The organism is Microbacterium sp. Root553, from assembly GCF_001426995.1.
Lineage (GTDB): Bacteria > Actinomycetota > Actinomycetes > Actinomycetales > Microbacteriaceae > Microbacterium.
In genome coordinates this window covers 840,534-856,033 of record NZ_LMFY01000001.1, presented here as the reverse complement: position 1 = coordinate 856,033, position 15,500 = coordinate 840,534, and the positions used below count along the sequence as shown (strand labels likewise).

Here is a 15,500-nt window from a genome sequence, read left to right as displayed (position 1 = left end):
TCAGCGCCTGCGGCGATGGAGCCGGGACAGGAGTCCGATCCCGAACCCGACCGCCCCGCCGCGGAGACCACGCTGCGCCTCCTTCACGACAGCGTTCCACCCGGCATCCGAGTAGCTGGGATACGCATGCATCGTCGTCGCGAGCGTGCGCACGCTCATTCCGGCCTTGACCGCGGTGGTGTACTCGGCGAGCGACTCTCCGGCCCGCGGGCCGACGATGACGGCGCCGGTGACCCTGCCCCGCCGATCGACCACGATGCTGGTGAAGCCGTCGGTGTGCCCGTCGGCGATCGCCCGATCGAGGTGCGAGTGATGCTGCACGACCACTCTCATCCCGCGTGCCGACGCATCGGCGGGTGAGACGCCGACGGCTCCGACCTCGGGGGCGGTGAAGGTGATGCGTGGCACGACGTCGGTGTCGATCCTGCGGGAGAGCCCGAGCACGGCGTTCGTCGCGGCGACGCTGCCGTACATGCCGGCCGTGTGCGTGAATCGCGGCAGCGGGGTGACGTCACCGGCGGCACGGATGCGCGGGTTCGACGTGCGCAGCGAGGCGTCGACGTCGACCGCTCCTCGGCGATCGAGGCGCACACCGGCTGCCGGCAGCCCGAGGTCGGAGACCTCGACCCGGCGTCCCAGCGCCGCGAGTCCGCGATCGAACACGACCGTCGTGCCGTCGCTCAACTGGGCGGTGCCTGACGGTGACGGAGCGTCGTCGGATCGGGAGGAGTCGAAAGAGCGCACGGTCGTGCCGAGGCGCACGTCGACGCCGTCTGCACGGAGAGCTGCGAGGACGACGGCGCTCGCCGCGGGATCCTCCTTCGGCAGCACCCGATCGCCTCGGTGGATCAGCGTGACCTGACTGCCCAGTCGCGCCATCGCCTGTGCGATCTCGCAGCCGATCGCGCCACCGCCCTGCACGAGCAGGCGTGCCGGCAGCGCATCCAGATCCCAGAAGGTCTCGTTCGTGAGGACGTCGATCGATGCCTCGCCCTCGACCGACGTGCGCACCGGCGAACTCCCCGCGGCGATGAGCGCGTCACGGAACGCGATGCGCGCGCCGTCGACCACGACGGAGCGAGGACCGTCGAACCGCGCGCGACCGGTGAGCGTGTGGATGCCGTCTCGGTTGAGAGTCTCAGGGGAGTCGACCGGCTCTATGTCATGGATCGCGGAGTGCACGTGCTGCATCACGGCGGGGAAGTCGACGTGCACCTCCCCCACGGTCACACCCAGCTCCGCACTGCTGCGCGCGGCGTGCGCGGCAGCGGCTGAGGCGATCAGAGCCTTCGACGGCACGCAGCCGGTGTGCAGGCATTCGCCTCCGAACCGGTGCGCCTCGATCAGCAGTACGCGTGCGCCGAGGGCGGCAGCCGTTCGTGAACCGACGAGCCCGGCGCTGCCCGCGCCGATGACGACCAGGTCCCACGTACGTCCTGCCGCTTCGCGCGCGGTCAGTGCGCGTGCCGGTCTGCGAGAAGGAGTGCTCATTCCTGAAGCCTAGAGTGGACCCGGAAGCGGGAGGGCGGATGGCGGCACTGATGCGGCGATACGGCGCGGGCGCGCGCTGGTACGACGTGCTCTCGGGCGAGCGGCCGGTCTATCGGGCGGGTCGACAGGCGGGGATCGCGCTGCTCGACCTGAGCCCCGGGGATTCCGTCGTCGACCTGGGGTGCGGGACCGGACTGAACTTCGCGCTGCTCCTCGAGGCGACGGCGCCGTCGGGGGTCGTGATCGGCGTCGACCGCAGTCCCGAGATGCTGGCCGTGGCGCAGCGACGAGTCGACCACGAGGGGTGGGGTGACAGGGTCCGCCTGATCCGCACGGATGCTGCCGAGCTTCGACCGGAGACGGTGGCCCGGGCCGTGGCCGAGCTGCACGGCGGTGGCGACGACCGTGCAGACGCCCTTTTCGCGACCTATGCCCTCAGCGTGATCGGGAAACGTGAGGAGGCCTGGCGGCGCGCCCTGGCGACTCTGCGCCCCGGCGCGCGCGTGTGCATCGTCGACATGCAGCCGCCGCACGGCTTCTGGCGGGTGCTTTCGCCGCTCGCCCGCCTCGCCTGCGCGACGGGCGGAGCCGACATCTCCGCCCGGCCGTGGCGGATGCTCGAGCGCGACGCGCTCGAGCCCTCGGCTGTGCGACGGGTCGAGCGCAAGGGCGGTCACATCGTGGCGGTGGCCGCGACTGTGTCCGCCAGTGACGTCCCGCGTTGACCGAGATCCGCGTGGCGGTCGCCGACGGTCTCGGACGCTATCGCGGGTCGCGTCCGAACGTCAGATCCAGAGCTTCGGCGAGGTCGGCGACCAGATCGTCGGTGTCCTCGAGGCCGACAGAGAGACGCAGGTGTCCGAACTCTCGGAATGGCGCCGGGTAGGTGGCTACTCGGCCGCCGTCGGTGCCGGTGTGCACGATGAGCGAATCGTCATGGCCGAGCGAGAATCCGGACGTGATCAATCGAAGGTTCGCGACGAACCGGTTCTGCACGTCGGGTGAACCCGCGACGGCGAAGGCCATCATCCCCCCGAAGCCGCGCCCGCCGAACTGGCGCACGGCGAGATCGTGGTCGGGGTGCGATTCGAGACCGGGATAGTAGATGTACTCGACCCGCGGATCCGCCTCGAGCATCTCGGCGATCCGCAATGCTGACGAGAAGTGCTGGCGAAGGCGCAGCGGCAGCGTGACGGTGCCGCGCTGGATCTGCCAGGCGTTGAAGGGCGAGATGATGCCGCCGACGTCGACCATGGCATCCGCTTTGATCTGCTGGATCAGATCGCGCCGCCCCGAGACGGAGCCTCCCATGGCGTCACCGTGGCCGTTGAGGTACTTGGTGAGGGAGTGCACGACCAGGTCGGCGCCGTCGAGGATGGGGCGGTAGAACGGCGGTGGCGAGAAAGTGGAGTCCACCATCAGGATGGCACCCGCAGCGTGGGCGATCTCGGCGACGGCGCTCACGTCGGCGACCTTCGTGGTCGGGTTCGCTATCGCCTCGATGCACACGAGCCGTGTCTCCGGACGCATCGCGGCGCGCACGGCATCGAGGTCGGTGATGTCGACGAACGTGGCCTCGAGGCCGTACCGCTGCGGCAGCAGCTCGGTCCACAGGCGCCAGGTGGCCTCGTATACGACATCGCTCACGACGACGTGGTCGCCGACGCGCACGTGGGTGAAGAAGACCGCATGCAGTGCGGCGACCCCGGAGGCCAGCGCGACCGCGTCCTCGGCACCGTCGAGCGCGGCGAGCTTCTGCTCGAGAGCCGCCTGGTTGACCCCTGTGTTGCGGGTGTACAGCCCGGGTGCCGTGGCTGACCAGCTGATCTCGCTCGGATCGTCGGGCAGCTGGTAGGAGTTCGCCATCACGAGAGGCGTGCGCAGCGCCAGAGTCGAATCGAGCACATTGCCCGCGTGCACGGCCAGGCTGAGGTCGGACAGCGTGCGCAGATCCTTGCGGTCGGGGCGAGGGTTCATAGTGACTCCTTTGGTGCGCACCGGGCTTCGGCGCCACCACCACACTATGATGCATAATAGGCATGCGCAATTGCTTATGATGCACAACAAGCGCACCACTTCCGGGAGGTCACGATGGAGCGACTCCATCTCGATCAGATCGATCGCCTCATCCTCGCCGCGCTCACGGAGAACGCCCGCATCCCTCTGGTGGCACTCGCGGCCCAGGTGCACCTGTCGCGAAACGCGGTCAAGCAGCGCATCGAGCGCATGGAACGACAGGGCGTGATCGGGGGCTATACGGTCGTCGCCGGGCGCGCCGGCGGGTCCGCGGTGTCAGCCGTCGTGATGGTCTACCGCAGTGACAGGATGCGCGGGGGCAGCGTCGTGTCCGAGATCGTTCAGATCCCCGAGGTGCGTCGCTGCGACGTGCTCTCGGGCGACTTCGACCTGCTCGTGACGCTGGAGGCCGAGTCGATGGATCGGATCGGCGAGATCTGGGAGACGCTCGCCGCGCTGCCCGGCGTCTCGAACACCGTGACTGCGGTGTCGTTGACGCGGGTGGTCGACCGGCTCTGACCTCGCGGAGGGGCAGGGCATCCCCCACGGACCCCCACCCTCCGCGAGGAGATCTCAGGTGGTGATGCAGGTGACCTTCGGCTGGGTCATCTCCTCGTAGGCGAAGCGCACCCCTTCGCGGCCCATACTCCCGTACTTCGAGCCGCCGAACGGCATGCTGTCGATGCGGTAGTCGGAGGAGTCGTTGATCATCACCCCGCCGGCGTCGAGCGCTTCCGCGACTCGCAGCGCGCGGGTGATGTCCGACGTGAACGCCGCGGCATGGAGCGCGTACTCGATGCCGTTCGCCTCGGCGATGGCGTCGTCCTCGGTGTCGAACGGCGTCAGCACCACGACGGGGGCGAATGCCTCCTTCATCCAGACCTCGCACGTCGGCGGGACGTTCTCGAGCGCGGTCGGCCAGTACACCGAGCCGTCTCGCCGGTGACCGGCCAGCACGCGAGCCCCCGACCGCACGGCATCGTCGACCACCCGCTCCGCATGCGTCGCCGCAGCGACCGAGATCATCGGACCCACATCGGTCGCCTGCTCGCGGGGGTCCCCCGCTCGAAGCAGAGAGGTGCGCGCGGCGAAGCGATCGCGGAACTCGGCGTACACGGAACGCTCGACGAGGATGCGCTGAGCGCCGACGCAGTTCTGCCCCGCGGCCCAGAAGGCGCCCGACACGCAGGCCCCGACGGCGGCCGAGATGTCGGCATCCGCGAACACCAGCACGGGCGCGTTGCCGCCCAACTCCATCGCCAGCTTCTTGAGGCCCGCCATGCGGGCGATGGCTTCACCGGTGGCGAATCCGCCGGTGAACGACACCATGCGGATGTCGCGCACGGCGACGAGCGCCTGTGCCACCTGCCGGTCTCCATGCACGACCGTGATGATCTCGTCGGGGAGCCCGGCGTCCCGCAGTACCTCGACGAGGAAGCGCGCGGTCAGGGGAGTGAACTGCGACGGCTTGAGGATGACGGCGTTACCGCCGGCGATCGCCGGGCCGATCTTATGGGCGACGAGGTTGAGAGCATCGTTGTACGGCGTGATCGCGAGGATCACTCCGAGCGGTTCGCGTGTGTACCAGCCGCGACGATTCGCGGAGCCCTCGTAGGCATCGAAGGGGATGACCTCGCCGTCGAAGGAACGTGCGGTCTCAGCCGACAGCGAAATCGTGGTCACGGCGCGCTTCACCTCTTTGCGCGCCTGAGTGATCGTCTTCCCCGCTTCGCGGACGATGAGCGTCGCGGCCTCTTCCGCCCTCGCCTCGAGGATCCGCGCTGCGCGATCGAGGACCTGGTGCCGAGTGAACCGCGACAGATCGCGCGAGAGCGAGGCGCCGACCCGTGCGCGCGACATGATCTCGTCGACGTCGTCGACCGAATGCTGCGCGAGGCGAGCGATGACCTCTCCGTTGTATGGGTCGAGCACTTCCAGCAGGGGCGCCTGAGCCGCGGGGGCCTCCATGGTGGGTGCGCTCATCGCACCGCTCCGGCGAGCGCCGCCTGCTGGGCGTCGATCGCGATGATGTCCGACAGCAGCGCGTAGGCCGTCTCGAGGCGGCCGGCACCGGGGCCCGACATCGTGACGGTGCCGAGCAGGTCGGTCGTGAACGCGATCGCGTTGGTCGCACCCGAGATCCCCGCGAGGGGGTGGTCGGCGGCCAGTGAGAGGGGCTCGACGGATGCCGTCACTGCGCCCGACTCGTCGCGCGAGATCGTGCCGAGGAGCTTCCAATGCTCTCCGGCCGCCGCTGCGGCGATCACGTCGCTCGCGGTGATCCCGCTGATGCCGACGCGAGAGACGTCAGCGGTCGTGATCTCGGCACCGAGAAGTTCGTTGGCGAGGATCACGACCTTCAGCTGGACATCCGAGCCTTCGATATCCGCGGTGGGGTCGGCCTCCGCATAGCCGAGCGCCTGTGCCTCGGCCACGGCATCCTCGAGAGATTTCCCCGATTCCATCTGACCGAGCACGAAATTGCTCGTGCCGTTGAGGATCCCCTGGATGCGGGTGATGCGGAGGCCCTGGAGGGTCTGCTGCGCCAGCCGCAGCACGGGCGTGCCGCTCATGACCGAGCCCTCGTACTCGAACCTCACTCCGTTCGCCTCGGCCAGACGATTGAGCTCGGTGCTCGCGAGCGCGACCGGGCCCTTATTGGTGGTCGTGACGCTCTTGCCGCTTTCGAGGGCAGCGCGAACGTGCGAGATCGCGGGCTCGCCGTCGATCGGGTTCGTGTAGGTCGCCTCGACGATGATGCCTGCCGTCGTGGTGCGGATGACGTGGTCGTTGCGGGGATCGGCGTCTCCTCCCGGCATCCCGGCGAATGTGGCATCTCCCGTCATCGCGAGCACGGCTGCGAGGTCGATGCCGTCCGCCTGCATGAGGGAGCCGAACCGAAGATCCGTGATCGCCACGACTCTCAGGGTGAAGCCGAGATCGTCGGCGAGGTCGGAGCCCCGGTCGCGGATGATCTCGGCGAGGGCGCGGTTGACGCCTCCGAAGCCGATGAGGGCGAGGTCGTGGTGAGTCACCGGGGTTCTCCTTCTTTCCGTGGGCTGTCGCGGGCGTCGTCGCCGGCGGACACGAGTCCATCCTCAGCGCGGGTTGTGTCGGTGCGCGCCTGTCAGAACCGCAGGGGACCCTGGCGGAATGGCAGCTTCCCGGCCGGATTGTCGGAGGTGGCCTCTGCGGGAGAGATTCCGGCGTTCGGCTCTTGTGGCGCCGTTCGCGGAGGGGATAGTGTCCCCGCAGACACCCGAATATTGCTTCATTTACACATTGCTGTGGCTATGATGCACATACAATCCGATTGAGAGTTCCGATGACGCCTCTTCCCGGGGAGAAGTCCCTCCCCAACGTCCTGCCGAACACGACGGCGACCCAAGTGCCACTTCGGCGTCTACAGCGGACGATGGACGCCAGACACCTGATCATGATCGCGCTGGGCGGAGTCATCGGTTCCGGCCTCTTCCTCAGCTCCGGCTACACGATCTCGCAGGCGGGTCCGCTCGGCGCGATCATCGCGTACCTGATCGGTGCGTTCGTCGTGTATCTCGTCATGGCGTGCCTCGGCGAACTGGCCGTCGCCTACCCCGTCTCCGGAGCGTTCCACATCTACGCGTCCCGGTCGATCGGACCCGCGACCGGCTTCACGACCGCCTGGCTGTACTGGCTGTGCTGGGTCGTCGCCCTGGGGTCGGAGTTCACCGCCTCCGGCATCCTCATGCAGCGCTGGTTCCCCGGAGTTCCGGTGTGGCTGTGGTGCCTCATCTTCGCCGCGGTCCTGTTCCTGCTCAACGCGATCTCGGCTCGTGTGTTCGGTGAGGCCGAGTTCTGGTTCTCGCTGGTCAAGGTCGTCGCCATCGTGGGCCTGATCGTACTCGGCGGTGCGGCGATCTTCGGGGTCACGCCGCTGTCGCCCGAGCATCCGCCGGCACTGCTCTTCAGCAACTTCGAGACTCCCGCTGGACCCTTCCCGAACGGATTCAGCGGCGTGATCGTCACCGCCCTCGCCGTCTTCTATGCGTTCAGCGGTTCGGAGCTGATCGGTGTCGCCGCCGGCGAGACCAAGGACCCCGCCAAGAACATTCCGCGCGCGTTGCGCTCGACGGTGCTGCGACTCGTGGTGCTCTTCGTCGGCGCGATCGCGGTCATCGCCGCGATCCTCCCCTACGACCAGGCCAGCGTCACCAGCAGCCCGTTCGTCGACGTCTTCCAGTACGTCGGAGTCCCCTACGCCGCCGACATCATGAACTTCGTCATCATCACGGCGCTCCTCTCGGCGGGCAACAGCGGACTCTTCTCGTGCGCGAGGATGCTGTTCTCACTCGCTGAGGAAGGCCACGCTCCGAAGGCGTTCACCCGCCTCACCCGGCGCGGGGTGCCTCTCATCGCGCTGAGCGTCAGCATCCTCATCGGGTTGGTCTCGCTGCTCACCAGCGTGATGGCAGCCGGGACGGTCTATCTGGTTCTGGTGTCGATCGCCGGTTTCGCGGTCGTCGCGGTGTGGATGTCGATCGTCGCGTCGCAGTTCTTCCATCGCCGCACGTTCGTGCGCGAGGGGGGTCGAGTCCAGGATCTGGCCTACCGCACGCCGCTCTATCCGGCGCTGCCCATCGTCGCGTTCTCGTTGCTGCTCATCTCGATCGTCGCGATCGCATTCGACCCGAACCAGGTGGCCGCACTCTACTTCGGCATCCCCTTCGTCGGGGCCTGCTACCTGTACTTCTGGTGGCGTCACGGCCGCAAGGGCGCGCGTGACGTCTCGCAGGATCACGAGGCCGAATCCGTCGAGGCGTGACGACGTCCGCATCCGCGGCGGGGTGGGTGGAGATCGACGAGAACGCCATCGCCCACAACGTCGTCACCATCCGCGCAGAGCTCGGCGAGAAGGTCGAGTTCTGCGCGGTCGTGAAGGCCGACGCCTACGGCCACGGGATCGACCTGGTCGTGCCGCTGCTCGTCGCGGAGGGCATCACGATCATCGGAGTCGCCTCGAACGACGATGCGGCTGCCGTCCGCGCAGCAGGATTCGCCGGACGCCTGATGCGCGTGCGCCCCGCCGGACGGGACGAGATCGATGACGGCATCCGACTCGATGTCGAGGAATGGATCGGTGGAGTCGAGCACGCGCGGATCGTGAGCGCGATCGCCGCAGCGCGCGGCGTCCGGGTGCGCACGCACCTGTCGCTCAACTCGACGCGGCTCGGTCGCGACGGGATCGACCTCGGTGAGGCCGGGGCAACGGATGCCGTGACCGCTGTTCTCACTGATCCGCAGCTGGATGTCGTCGGCCTGTGCTCGCACTTTCCGTGCGAGGACGTGACTGACGTGACCGACGGCACGGCACGATTCGATGAGGAGACCCAGGAGGTGCTCGCGGGAAGACGCTCACGTGCGCGGGTCGCGCGGCACTGCGCCACCACGTTCGCGGCGCTCACGGTGCCCGAGTCTCGGTTCGACCTCGTGCGCATCGGCGCGGGGCTGTACGGCGACTCCGACACATTCGGCGGCGCGCTGCGTCCTGCCATGCGGGTCGTGTCGCGGATCGCGGCGATCAACGGCTACCGGGGCGGAAGCACAGTCGGATACGACCGTTGGCACCGCCTCGATCACGATGCGCGTCTCGCATTGATCCCTTTGGGCTACGCCGACGGAGTCCACCGCAGTCTGAGCGGCACCGGCGAGGTGCTCATCCGGGGTCGGCGCGCCCCTATCGTGGATCGGATCGCGATGAACAGCTTTCTCGTGGATGTCTCCCGCATCCCTCGCGCAGCGCCGGGAGACGAGGTGGTGCTGTTCGGCCGGCAAGGCGACGAGGTGATCGCCCCGGCCGATGTCGAGCGGTCGCACGGTCACATCGCTGCCGATCTCTACGTCGCCTGGGGGCGCCTTCTGCCTCGTCGTGCCGTGGCCACCGCCGGATAGGATTGCCGTGATATCGACCCGCGCGAAGGAGGAACGATGGCGGCCTCATCCTCTCTCGTGCAGGGTCTTAAGCTTCTCGATGTCGCGGTCTCCCAGGAGCGCCGCGCTCGTCCCGGACTCAATGCCTCCCGTCTGGCGGAGGCCACCGGGATCGAGCGCAGCCGGGTCTCGCGGCTCACGCAGGAGCTGCGCGCACGAGAGCTCCTCAGTCGCGACGATGATGCGCTGTTCTCGGCAGGGTCGGAGTTCTTCCGCACCGCTGCCGTTCTCAACGCGCCCTGGTTGCGGAGATCGCGGGCCGCTCTGCGGGTGCTCGCCTCGAAACTCGGCGTCAATGCGCTGATAACGATCGCCGACGGGCCGCGGGGCGTGCTGCTGAGGTATGAGAGGTCGGCTGACGGGGTCGATCGTTCCCTCCGTGAAGGGCTTGTGACGCCCATCTGGTGCACCGGTGCGGGCAGAGCGCTGCTGTGGGACCACACTCCCGAGCAGCTCGAGGAGCTGCTCGACGATGTGCAGTTCGTCGGCGTGGGCGGCCCGACGGCCGCCCGGTCGACGGACGACGTGCGCGCGCTGCTGGAGCGAGACCGCGCGGACGCGCTCATCGCCGCGGCGGAGGAGTACGACGAGGGTGTCGACGAGTTCGCCCTCCCGATCCGCCACAGGGGTGAGGTCATCGCGTCACTCGCGGTTCGCGGCAGGCACCGGCGCAAGGGCGCCACTCGCGACACGCGCGCGCTCCTCACCCAGTTCGCCGGCGAGCTCAGCGCTGCGGCGAGCAGCGATTAGACCTCAGGCGGTCACGGATGCGGGAGCGCCGAGTTCCTGCGAGAGCTCGGCGGCTGCTCGGGCGCATGCGTCACCGCATGACGTGGTGCGTTCCCGCATCGCGTCGCGCGTTCCGATCACCTGCATCGCGGCGACGACCTCGCCGCGGTAGTCCCACACGGGAGCAGCGACCGAATAGAGACCGGGTTCGGCTTCCTGGTCGACGATGGTGAAGCCGCGGCGACGATCTTCGTCGAGCCGCGAGAGGAAGTCGTCGATCGAGGAGGGGGTGTTCGGTCCCTGCGCCGCGAAGTCGGTCGAGCTGAAGACGGCGCGGATCTCTTCGGCCGGCGCGTCCCAGAGCGTCGCACGTCCGGCATCGCTGCAGTATGCCGGGTAGGCGCGTCCGATCCACGATCCGATCATCCGAGAATCGGAGGGCAGGCTCTCCAACGTCGTGAGCGTGGCATCTCCCTGCAGGACGCTGAGGAACGCGGCTTCGCCGAGGTGCGACGACAGCTCGTCGAGCACCACCTGGCCGTGGGTGCGAAGACGCCGAGCGCTCAGCTCCTGGGCGGCGGCGTACCAGCCCCACGCGAGGGTGAACGAGCGGTCGGCGTTCCTTCTCACGAGCCCGGAGCGATGCAGCGTCGCCAGCGTGCGCGACACCTGCGAACGCTCGCGACCGAGTGCCTCCGCGATTCCGCTGACCGTGGCCGGCCGCAGATCACGCGTCAGGGCGGCGACGGATGCGAGGACATCCAGTCCGCGACCCATGCTGCTCGAGAGGGGCCGTCTGGGCGTGGCGGGGGGCATGCCACGAGGTTACCGCTGCGGGCGCGCACTCATGCCTCTTCCCGATGTGCAGACGCGGACACCCCACCACGCATTCGCCGACGACTACGGACCCCGCGTCCGTCGAACTCCACAGCGGCTCCTGAGCGCGGCCACGGCTTCCGGACGGCCGGGGCGCAGTGGCTCCGTTGCATCGAGCCGTCAGCCAGCCGTCTGCGCGCAGGCGCTGGACCGCGCGACCGCTGATCGAATGACCGCTGCGAGGGCGCCCGCGCGGCTCCACATCGGCCAGTGGTCCGTCGGGAGGTCGATGACGTCGACCGTAGACCCACAAGACTCCAAAACACGACTCTGGGACCCCCCTGACACCGCATCCCCCGATACACCGAAAACGATCGCCTATGGACGGTGCCACTACGGGATGTCGGTGAGGGTCTTCTCAATCGCATCAAGGCGAGAGTCGATGCTCCCGAGCGTGTCGAGCAGCGCGCGATTCGAGGAGGCTTGACCGTCGAGCGCCTGCATGAGTCGCCTGCGCCCGCCTATCTCTCGGGCGATAGAGATCGCTCCCCAACAGATGATTCCGGCGATCGCAATCCACGCGAACCAGGGGATGTATTCCATGTCAGTTCTCTTCTCAGTCTGTTTCGTCGGTGGATGAGATCGGCGACAGCGCCACTGCTGCGCTGATGGTCGGCAGGTCGATGGTGAGCACGAACGGCGTCGCCTCGAAGTACTTCAGTGCCTTGCCGTCCGCGCTCAGCTCCAGCCCGCCGACGACGAAACCGGCGGCCTCGAGCTTGGTGAGGTGCATGTAGAGCAGTGCGCGGCTCATGTCCACGCGTCGAGCAAGCGCGCTGACGTGCAGCCTGTCATCGGCAAGCGTCGCGAGGATCCGTAGCCGCTGCGGACTCGCGATCGCTGCCAGCGTCGCGGCTAACTGCTCGATATTCACTCATGCCTCTCGTATGCACCTGTAACAAAAACATTACACATGCAAGGTTCGGCGATCAAGAGCGTCTGGGGCGACCGGCGCCTGTCCCGCCGAAGTTGGCACGAAGTTGTCGAATGCCTCCACGGGGCGACGAGCTACCGTATTCGATCGTTTGCGGCCGGGTGCCTGTGGTGGTGCTGGGGAAGCGCGACTCGCCCAGAGTCCACCTGACGATCCGACTGTCCCCGCGGTCCCCGCTGGCTCATCGCCAATCCGGGCGGAGGTGGCCCCAGCGCTCTGCTTCAGATCGGACTCGGTCCGGTTCACCCTCGTGTAGTCCGAAGTAAAGGGGCTAGTCAGATCTAGAGACGCGATTCTCACCGATCTCTTGACATCCACTCCACTCAGGAATAACGTACAACCAAATGGTTGCACAAAGAGAACTGAGCGAAGCGGAGGTCGACCGTGTTTTCCACGCACTGGCGACGTCGACCCGACGCGACATCCTGCGCCGGACGATCGAGCGGGAGCAGTCCGTCTCGACCCTCGCCTCCGAATACGACATGTCGTTCGCGGCGGTGCAGAAGCACGTGTCCGTGCTCGAGGCCGCCGATCTCATCGTCAAGCGCGCCGAGGGGCGCGAGCGGCTCGTCCGCGCGAATCCCGAGATGATCGCCCGTGCCAGGGCGCTCCTCGCCCGATACGAAGAGCTGTGGCGGTCGCGCATCGCCCGGCTCGACGACCTGCTGGCCGCGGCGCCGGCAGATCGACCGACCGCCGAAGACAGCACCCGCACGACCACCGAAGACAGCACCCGCACGACCACTGGAGAAGGAGACTGATATGCCTGTCACCGACGTCATCACCGATACCGAGAACCTCACCATGACGGTTATCGCCGACCTCGCGGCGCCCGTCGAGCGGGTGTGGGACGTGTACAGCGACCCCCGTCAGCTCGAGCGCTTCTGGGGTCCCCCCGGATGGCCCGCGACCTTCACCTCGTGGGATCAGACGGTGGGCGGCCGCGCGGACTACACGATGCATGGGCCCCGCGGCGAGAAGGCGGCAGGCACCTGGGAGTTCCTCGAGATCGACCGACCGCACGGTTTCGCGGTCATCGACGCGTTCGCCGACGACGACGGGCATCCGAACCCCGACCTGCCCTCCATGCGCATGACGTTCACCTTCGAGCAGACCGCCGAAGGGACGCGCATGGTCAACACCAGCCACTTCGCGTCGGCCGAGGCGCTCGAGCAGCTCATCGCGATGGGCGCGATCGAGGGGACCACCATGGCGATGAGCCAGATGGACGCCGTGCTGCAGGACCTCCGCGACTACGCGCAGGGCAAGGGCACGCAGGTCGCGCTCCTCGACGACGTGCACGTGCGCATCACCCGCCTCGTCGAAGGGCCGCGCGAGCTGGTCTGGCGCGCTCACAACGAGCCCGACCTCATGAAGCAGTGGCTGCTCGGGCCCGATGGGTGGGAGATGACCGAGGTCACCGTCGCCACCGAGGTGGGGCAGAGCTATCGCACCTCCTGGGCGCCGGTCGGCGACACCGAGGGGGAGCCGTTCGGGTTCGAGGGGGAGGCGCTGCTGATCGACGCCCCGCGGCGGTCGGTGCAGACGGAGCGGATGATCGGGATGCCGGTCGAGACGCTGAACGACCTGAACCTCTACGAGGAGGACGGGGCGACTCTCATCACCCTCTACATCGAGTACCCCGACAAGGAGACGCGCGACATGATCCTCGCCACCGGCATGGCCGAGGGCATGGAGACGTCGTACGCACGCCTCGAGCGGGAGCTGCTTGCCGTCTGACGGGTGAGACGCCGAAAGACCGGTCGGTTCCCTGAAGGGATCGGCCGGTCTTCCGCGTTCTGGTGCGCTTCTCCGGAGTCGGAGTCGGGGTCATGGAGCGGCTCGAGCGCCGCCCCGCGCGCCAGGACGATTCAGCCCCCGTCGTCCTGCGGGAGGGGGATGTAGCCGTGCATGCTGGCGGCGCGCTTCAACTGCGAGAAGGTGGTGACGCCGATCTTGCGATACACGGTCCTGAGCTGCGTCTTCACGGTGTTCACCGACACGAAGACGGCCTCCGCGGTCTCCCCGACCGTCAGTCCGCGCAGTCGCGCGGCCAGCACGACGTGCTCTCGCGGAGTGAGCGCGAGGAACGGGTCGTGCACCCGGGATCCGGCGGTGCGGAGGATGTGTGCGGCGATCTCCGGAGGGAGGGACTCGGAACTGCTCTGCATCAGCGTCGGGATCTCGCGACCGTCTCCCACCGCCAGCGCGCTGTAGAGGTGCTCCCGGTTGGCGAGCGCCACCGCTGACTCCCACGTCCTCGACGCCGTCGGCACGCCGAGAGACGACTCCGCGCCGGCTTTGAGCGCGAGCGCCGCGACCATGACCCAGGGCGACGCGGCCGGCGACAGCGTCAGAGCGGTGGCGGAGCGCTCGACGCGCTCGACGCGACCGGATCTGGCGTCATCGGCGATCTTCCAGAGCTCGATCATCTTCGCGCCGAGAGATGACGGCGGAACGACGACGCCGTTCAGCTCGAGACGTGCGGCGGACTGCGAACCCAGCTTCGCGAGCAGTCTGTGTCGGGCGATGGCGAGGAAGGCCGCGCCCTCTCCTCGCTCGGCGCGCTCGTCGGGCATCGCGGCCGAGGCCGCATCGATCTCGGCGAGGATGGTGACCGCATCCACGTGGGAATCGACCAGCAGCGCGCTGAGGAGCTTGTGGGCCGGCCAGCGTTCACGGGCGGGACGCAGATCGATCTGCGCGAGGACTCGACGTGCCTCGTCGAACTCGAACGTGCCGATCAGGAGCATGACCTCCGCGAGCTGCGCCGGCACGATGCTGCGCCCGGCCCACCACGCATCGCCGATCTCGGGCAGGCGGGCGAGCCACGCGCGTGCCTCGGTGTTTCTGCCGGCCAGTGCGTCGACCCAGGCCAGCGCTCCCGCCGCTCGTGCGCGGCCCATCTGATCATCGATCATCAGGGCGATGTCGTAGCTGTCGACGAACTCCCGTCTGGCGCCGTCCAGATCCCCGGCGAGCTCACGGACGTAGCCCCAGGCGTAGGTCATCTCGGGCAGTGCCTGCTGCATCTGCTCGCGGTCCGAGGACTCCGCCGCGTCGAGGAGCTCTCGCGCCTCGCGGGCCATCTTCTCGGCGGCGTCGTACTCGCCACTGGCGCGTCGCGCCGTCGCCCGGATGCTCAACTGCACGAGCTCATCGAAGACGCCGCGCGGTGGACCCGCGGGAGTCGCCTTGCGGAACCGCATCGTGTGCGCGTGATCTCCCGGGGCGATGCGGTCGAGGTAGCCCTTCGCCAGAGAGGCGCGGGGGTGAGCGACCAGAACCTCATCGGGCAGGGCCTCGAGCGCCTCCCTGGCCGACATCGGATCCTGTGCGAGCAGCTCTGTCCAGTTGCCCTGGATGAACGAGACGAGGTCCTCCCACGCCTCAGCGGTGATCAGCGCATCCATCGTGATGCGCAACGATTCGGATCTCAGCGCCACGTTCTCGCCCCGTTCCTTATCCCACTTCGCAGCCTATC

Annotated in this window: 15 protein-coding genes; 7 read left to right on the top strand and 8 right to left on the bottom strand. The window is 68.1% G+C overall.

The window, feature by feature from the left end; all coding sequences use genetic code 11:
* Entirely contained in the window at positions 1-1,491 is a 1,491-nt protein-coding gene (locus ASD43_RS03845) for a dihydrolipoyl dehydrogenase family protein (RefSeq protein ID WP_082539232.1), read from the bottom strand.
* A gap of 38 nt (positions 1,492-1,529) precedes the next feature.
* On the opposite strand from ASD43_RS03845, the gene ASD43_RS03840 reads away from it, so the two are divergent.
* On the top strand, positions 1,530-2,216 hold the full coding sequence (locus ASD43_RS03840; RefSeq protein ID WP_056413824.1) for a class I SAM-dependent methyltransferase: 687 nt from the start codon (positions 1,530-1,532) through the stop codon (positions 2,214-2,216).
* Between the two features lie 37 nt (positions 2,217-2,253).
* Here the strand turns inward: ASD43_RS03840 and ASD43_RS03835 are convergent, their stop codons facing one another.
* Positions 2,254-3,468 (bottom strand): trans-sulfuration enzyme family protein, encoded by a 1,215-nt coding sequence (locus ASD43_RS03835; RefSeq protein WP_056413821.1) that lies wholly within the window; start codon positions 3,466-3,468, stop codon positions 2,254-2,256.
* 114 nt (positions 3,469-3,582) lie between these two features.
* Here ASD43_RS03835 and ASD43_RS03830 point away from each other — a divergent pair, with 114 nt between their 5' ends.
* Positions 3,583-4,026, top strand: coding sequence for an Lrp/AsnC family transcriptional regulator (locus tag ASD43_RS03830; protein ID WP_056413816.1), 444 nt, complete (start codon positions 3,583-3,585; stop codon positions 4,024-4,026).
* A 54-nt stretch (positions 4,027-4,080) separates the two neighbouring features.
* On the opposite strand, the gene ASD43_RS03825 is transcribed toward ASD43_RS03830, so the two are convergent.
* Both ASD43_RS03825 and ASD43_RS03820 read right to left on the bottom strand, forming a co-directional pair.
* Positions 4,081-5,490 (bottom strand): aldehyde dehydrogenase family protein, encoded by a 1,410-nt coding sequence (locus ASD43_RS03825; RefSeq protein ID WP_056413814.1) that lies wholly within the window; start codon positions 5,488-5,490, stop codon positions 4,081-4,083.
* Positions 5,487-6,542 (bottom strand): homoserine dehydrogenase, encoded by a 1,056-nt coding sequence (locus ASD43_RS03820; RefSeq protein ID WP_056413812.1) that lies wholly within the window; start codon positions 6,540-6,542, stop codon positions 5,487-5,489. Before ASD43_RS03820 ends, ASD43_RS03825 begins: the two co-directional genes overlap by 4 nt.
* Positions 6,543-6,832: 290 nt before the next feature.
* On the opposite strand from ASD43_RS03820, the gene ASD43_RS03815 reads away from it, so the two are divergent.
* The 3 genes from ASD43_RS03815 to ASD43_RS03805 are packed head-to-tail and all read left to right on the top strand — an operon-like array spanning position 6,833 to position 10,227.
* A complete protein-coding gene (locus ASD43_RS03815; protein ID WP_082539231.1) occupies positions 6,833-8,311 on the top strand; it encodes an amino acid permease in 1,479 nt (492 codons plus the stop codon).
* Positions 8,308-9,438 carry an alanine racemase gene (gene alr / locus ASD43_RS03810; protein WP_056413809.1) on the top strand — a complete coding sequence of 377 codons (1,131 nt, stop codon included), beginning with the start codon at positions 8,308-8,310 and terminating at the stop codon, positions 9,436-9,438. Before ASD43_RS03815 ends, alr begins: the two co-directional genes overlap by 4 nt.
* 36 nt (positions 9,439-9,474) lie before the next feature.
* Entirely contained in the window at positions 9,475-10,227 is a 753-nt protein-coding gene (locus ASD43_RS03805; protein WP_056413807.1) for an IclR family transcriptional regulator, read from the top strand.
* 3 nt (positions 10,228-10,230) lie between these two features.
* Here the strand turns inward: ASD43_RS03805 and ASD43_RS03800 are convergent, their stop codons facing one another.
* The 3 genes from ASD43_RS03800 to ASD43_RS03790 all read right to left on the bottom strand — a co-directional run bounded on the left by ASD43_RS03800 (position 10,231) and on the right by ASD43_RS03790 (position 11,956).
* A complete protein-coding gene (locus ASD43_RS03800; protein ID WP_056413804.1) occupies positions 10,231-11,022 on the bottom strand; it encodes an IclR family transcriptional regulator in 792 nt (263 codons plus the stop codon).
* A gap of 393 nt (positions 11,023-11,415) precedes the next feature.
* Positions 11,416-11,625, bottom strand: coding sequence for a hypothetical protein (locus ASD43_RS03795; RefSeq protein ID WP_056413802.1), 210 nt, complete (start codon positions 11,623-11,625; stop codon positions 11,416-11,418).
* Positions 11,626-11,638: 13 nt separating this feature from the next.
* Positions 11,639-11,956 carry an ArsR/SmtB family transcription factor gene (locus tag ASD43_RS03790; RefSeq protein WP_056413800.1) on the bottom strand — a complete coding sequence of 106 codons (318 nt, stop codon included), beginning with the start codon at positions 11,954-11,956 and terminating at the stop codon, positions 11,639-11,641.
* A gap of 404 nt (positions 11,957-12,360) precedes the next feature.
* Between ASD43_RS03790 and ASD43_RS03785 the strand changes: the two genes are divergently transcribed.
* A complete protein-coding gene (locus ASD43_RS03785) occupies positions 12,361-12,777 on the top strand; it encodes an ArsR/SmtB family transcription factor (RefSeq protein ID WP_056413794.1) in 417 nt (138 codons plus the stop codon).
* A 1-nt stretch (position 12,778) separates the two neighbouring features.
* Entirely contained in the window at positions 12,779-13,756 is a 978-nt protein-coding gene (locus ASD43_RS03780) for an SRPBCC family protein (RefSeq protein ID WP_056413790.1), read from the top strand.
* A gap of 131 nt (positions 13,757-13,887) precedes the next feature.
* On the opposite strand, the gene ASD43_RS17490 is transcribed toward ASD43_RS03780, so the two are convergent.
* Entirely contained in the window at positions 13,888-15,462 is a 1,575-nt protein-coding gene (locus ASD43_RS17490; RefSeq protein ID WP_056413788.1) for a helix-turn-helix transcriptional regulator, read from the bottom strand.
* Between the last annotated feature and the right edge of the window lie 38 nt (positions 15,463-15,500).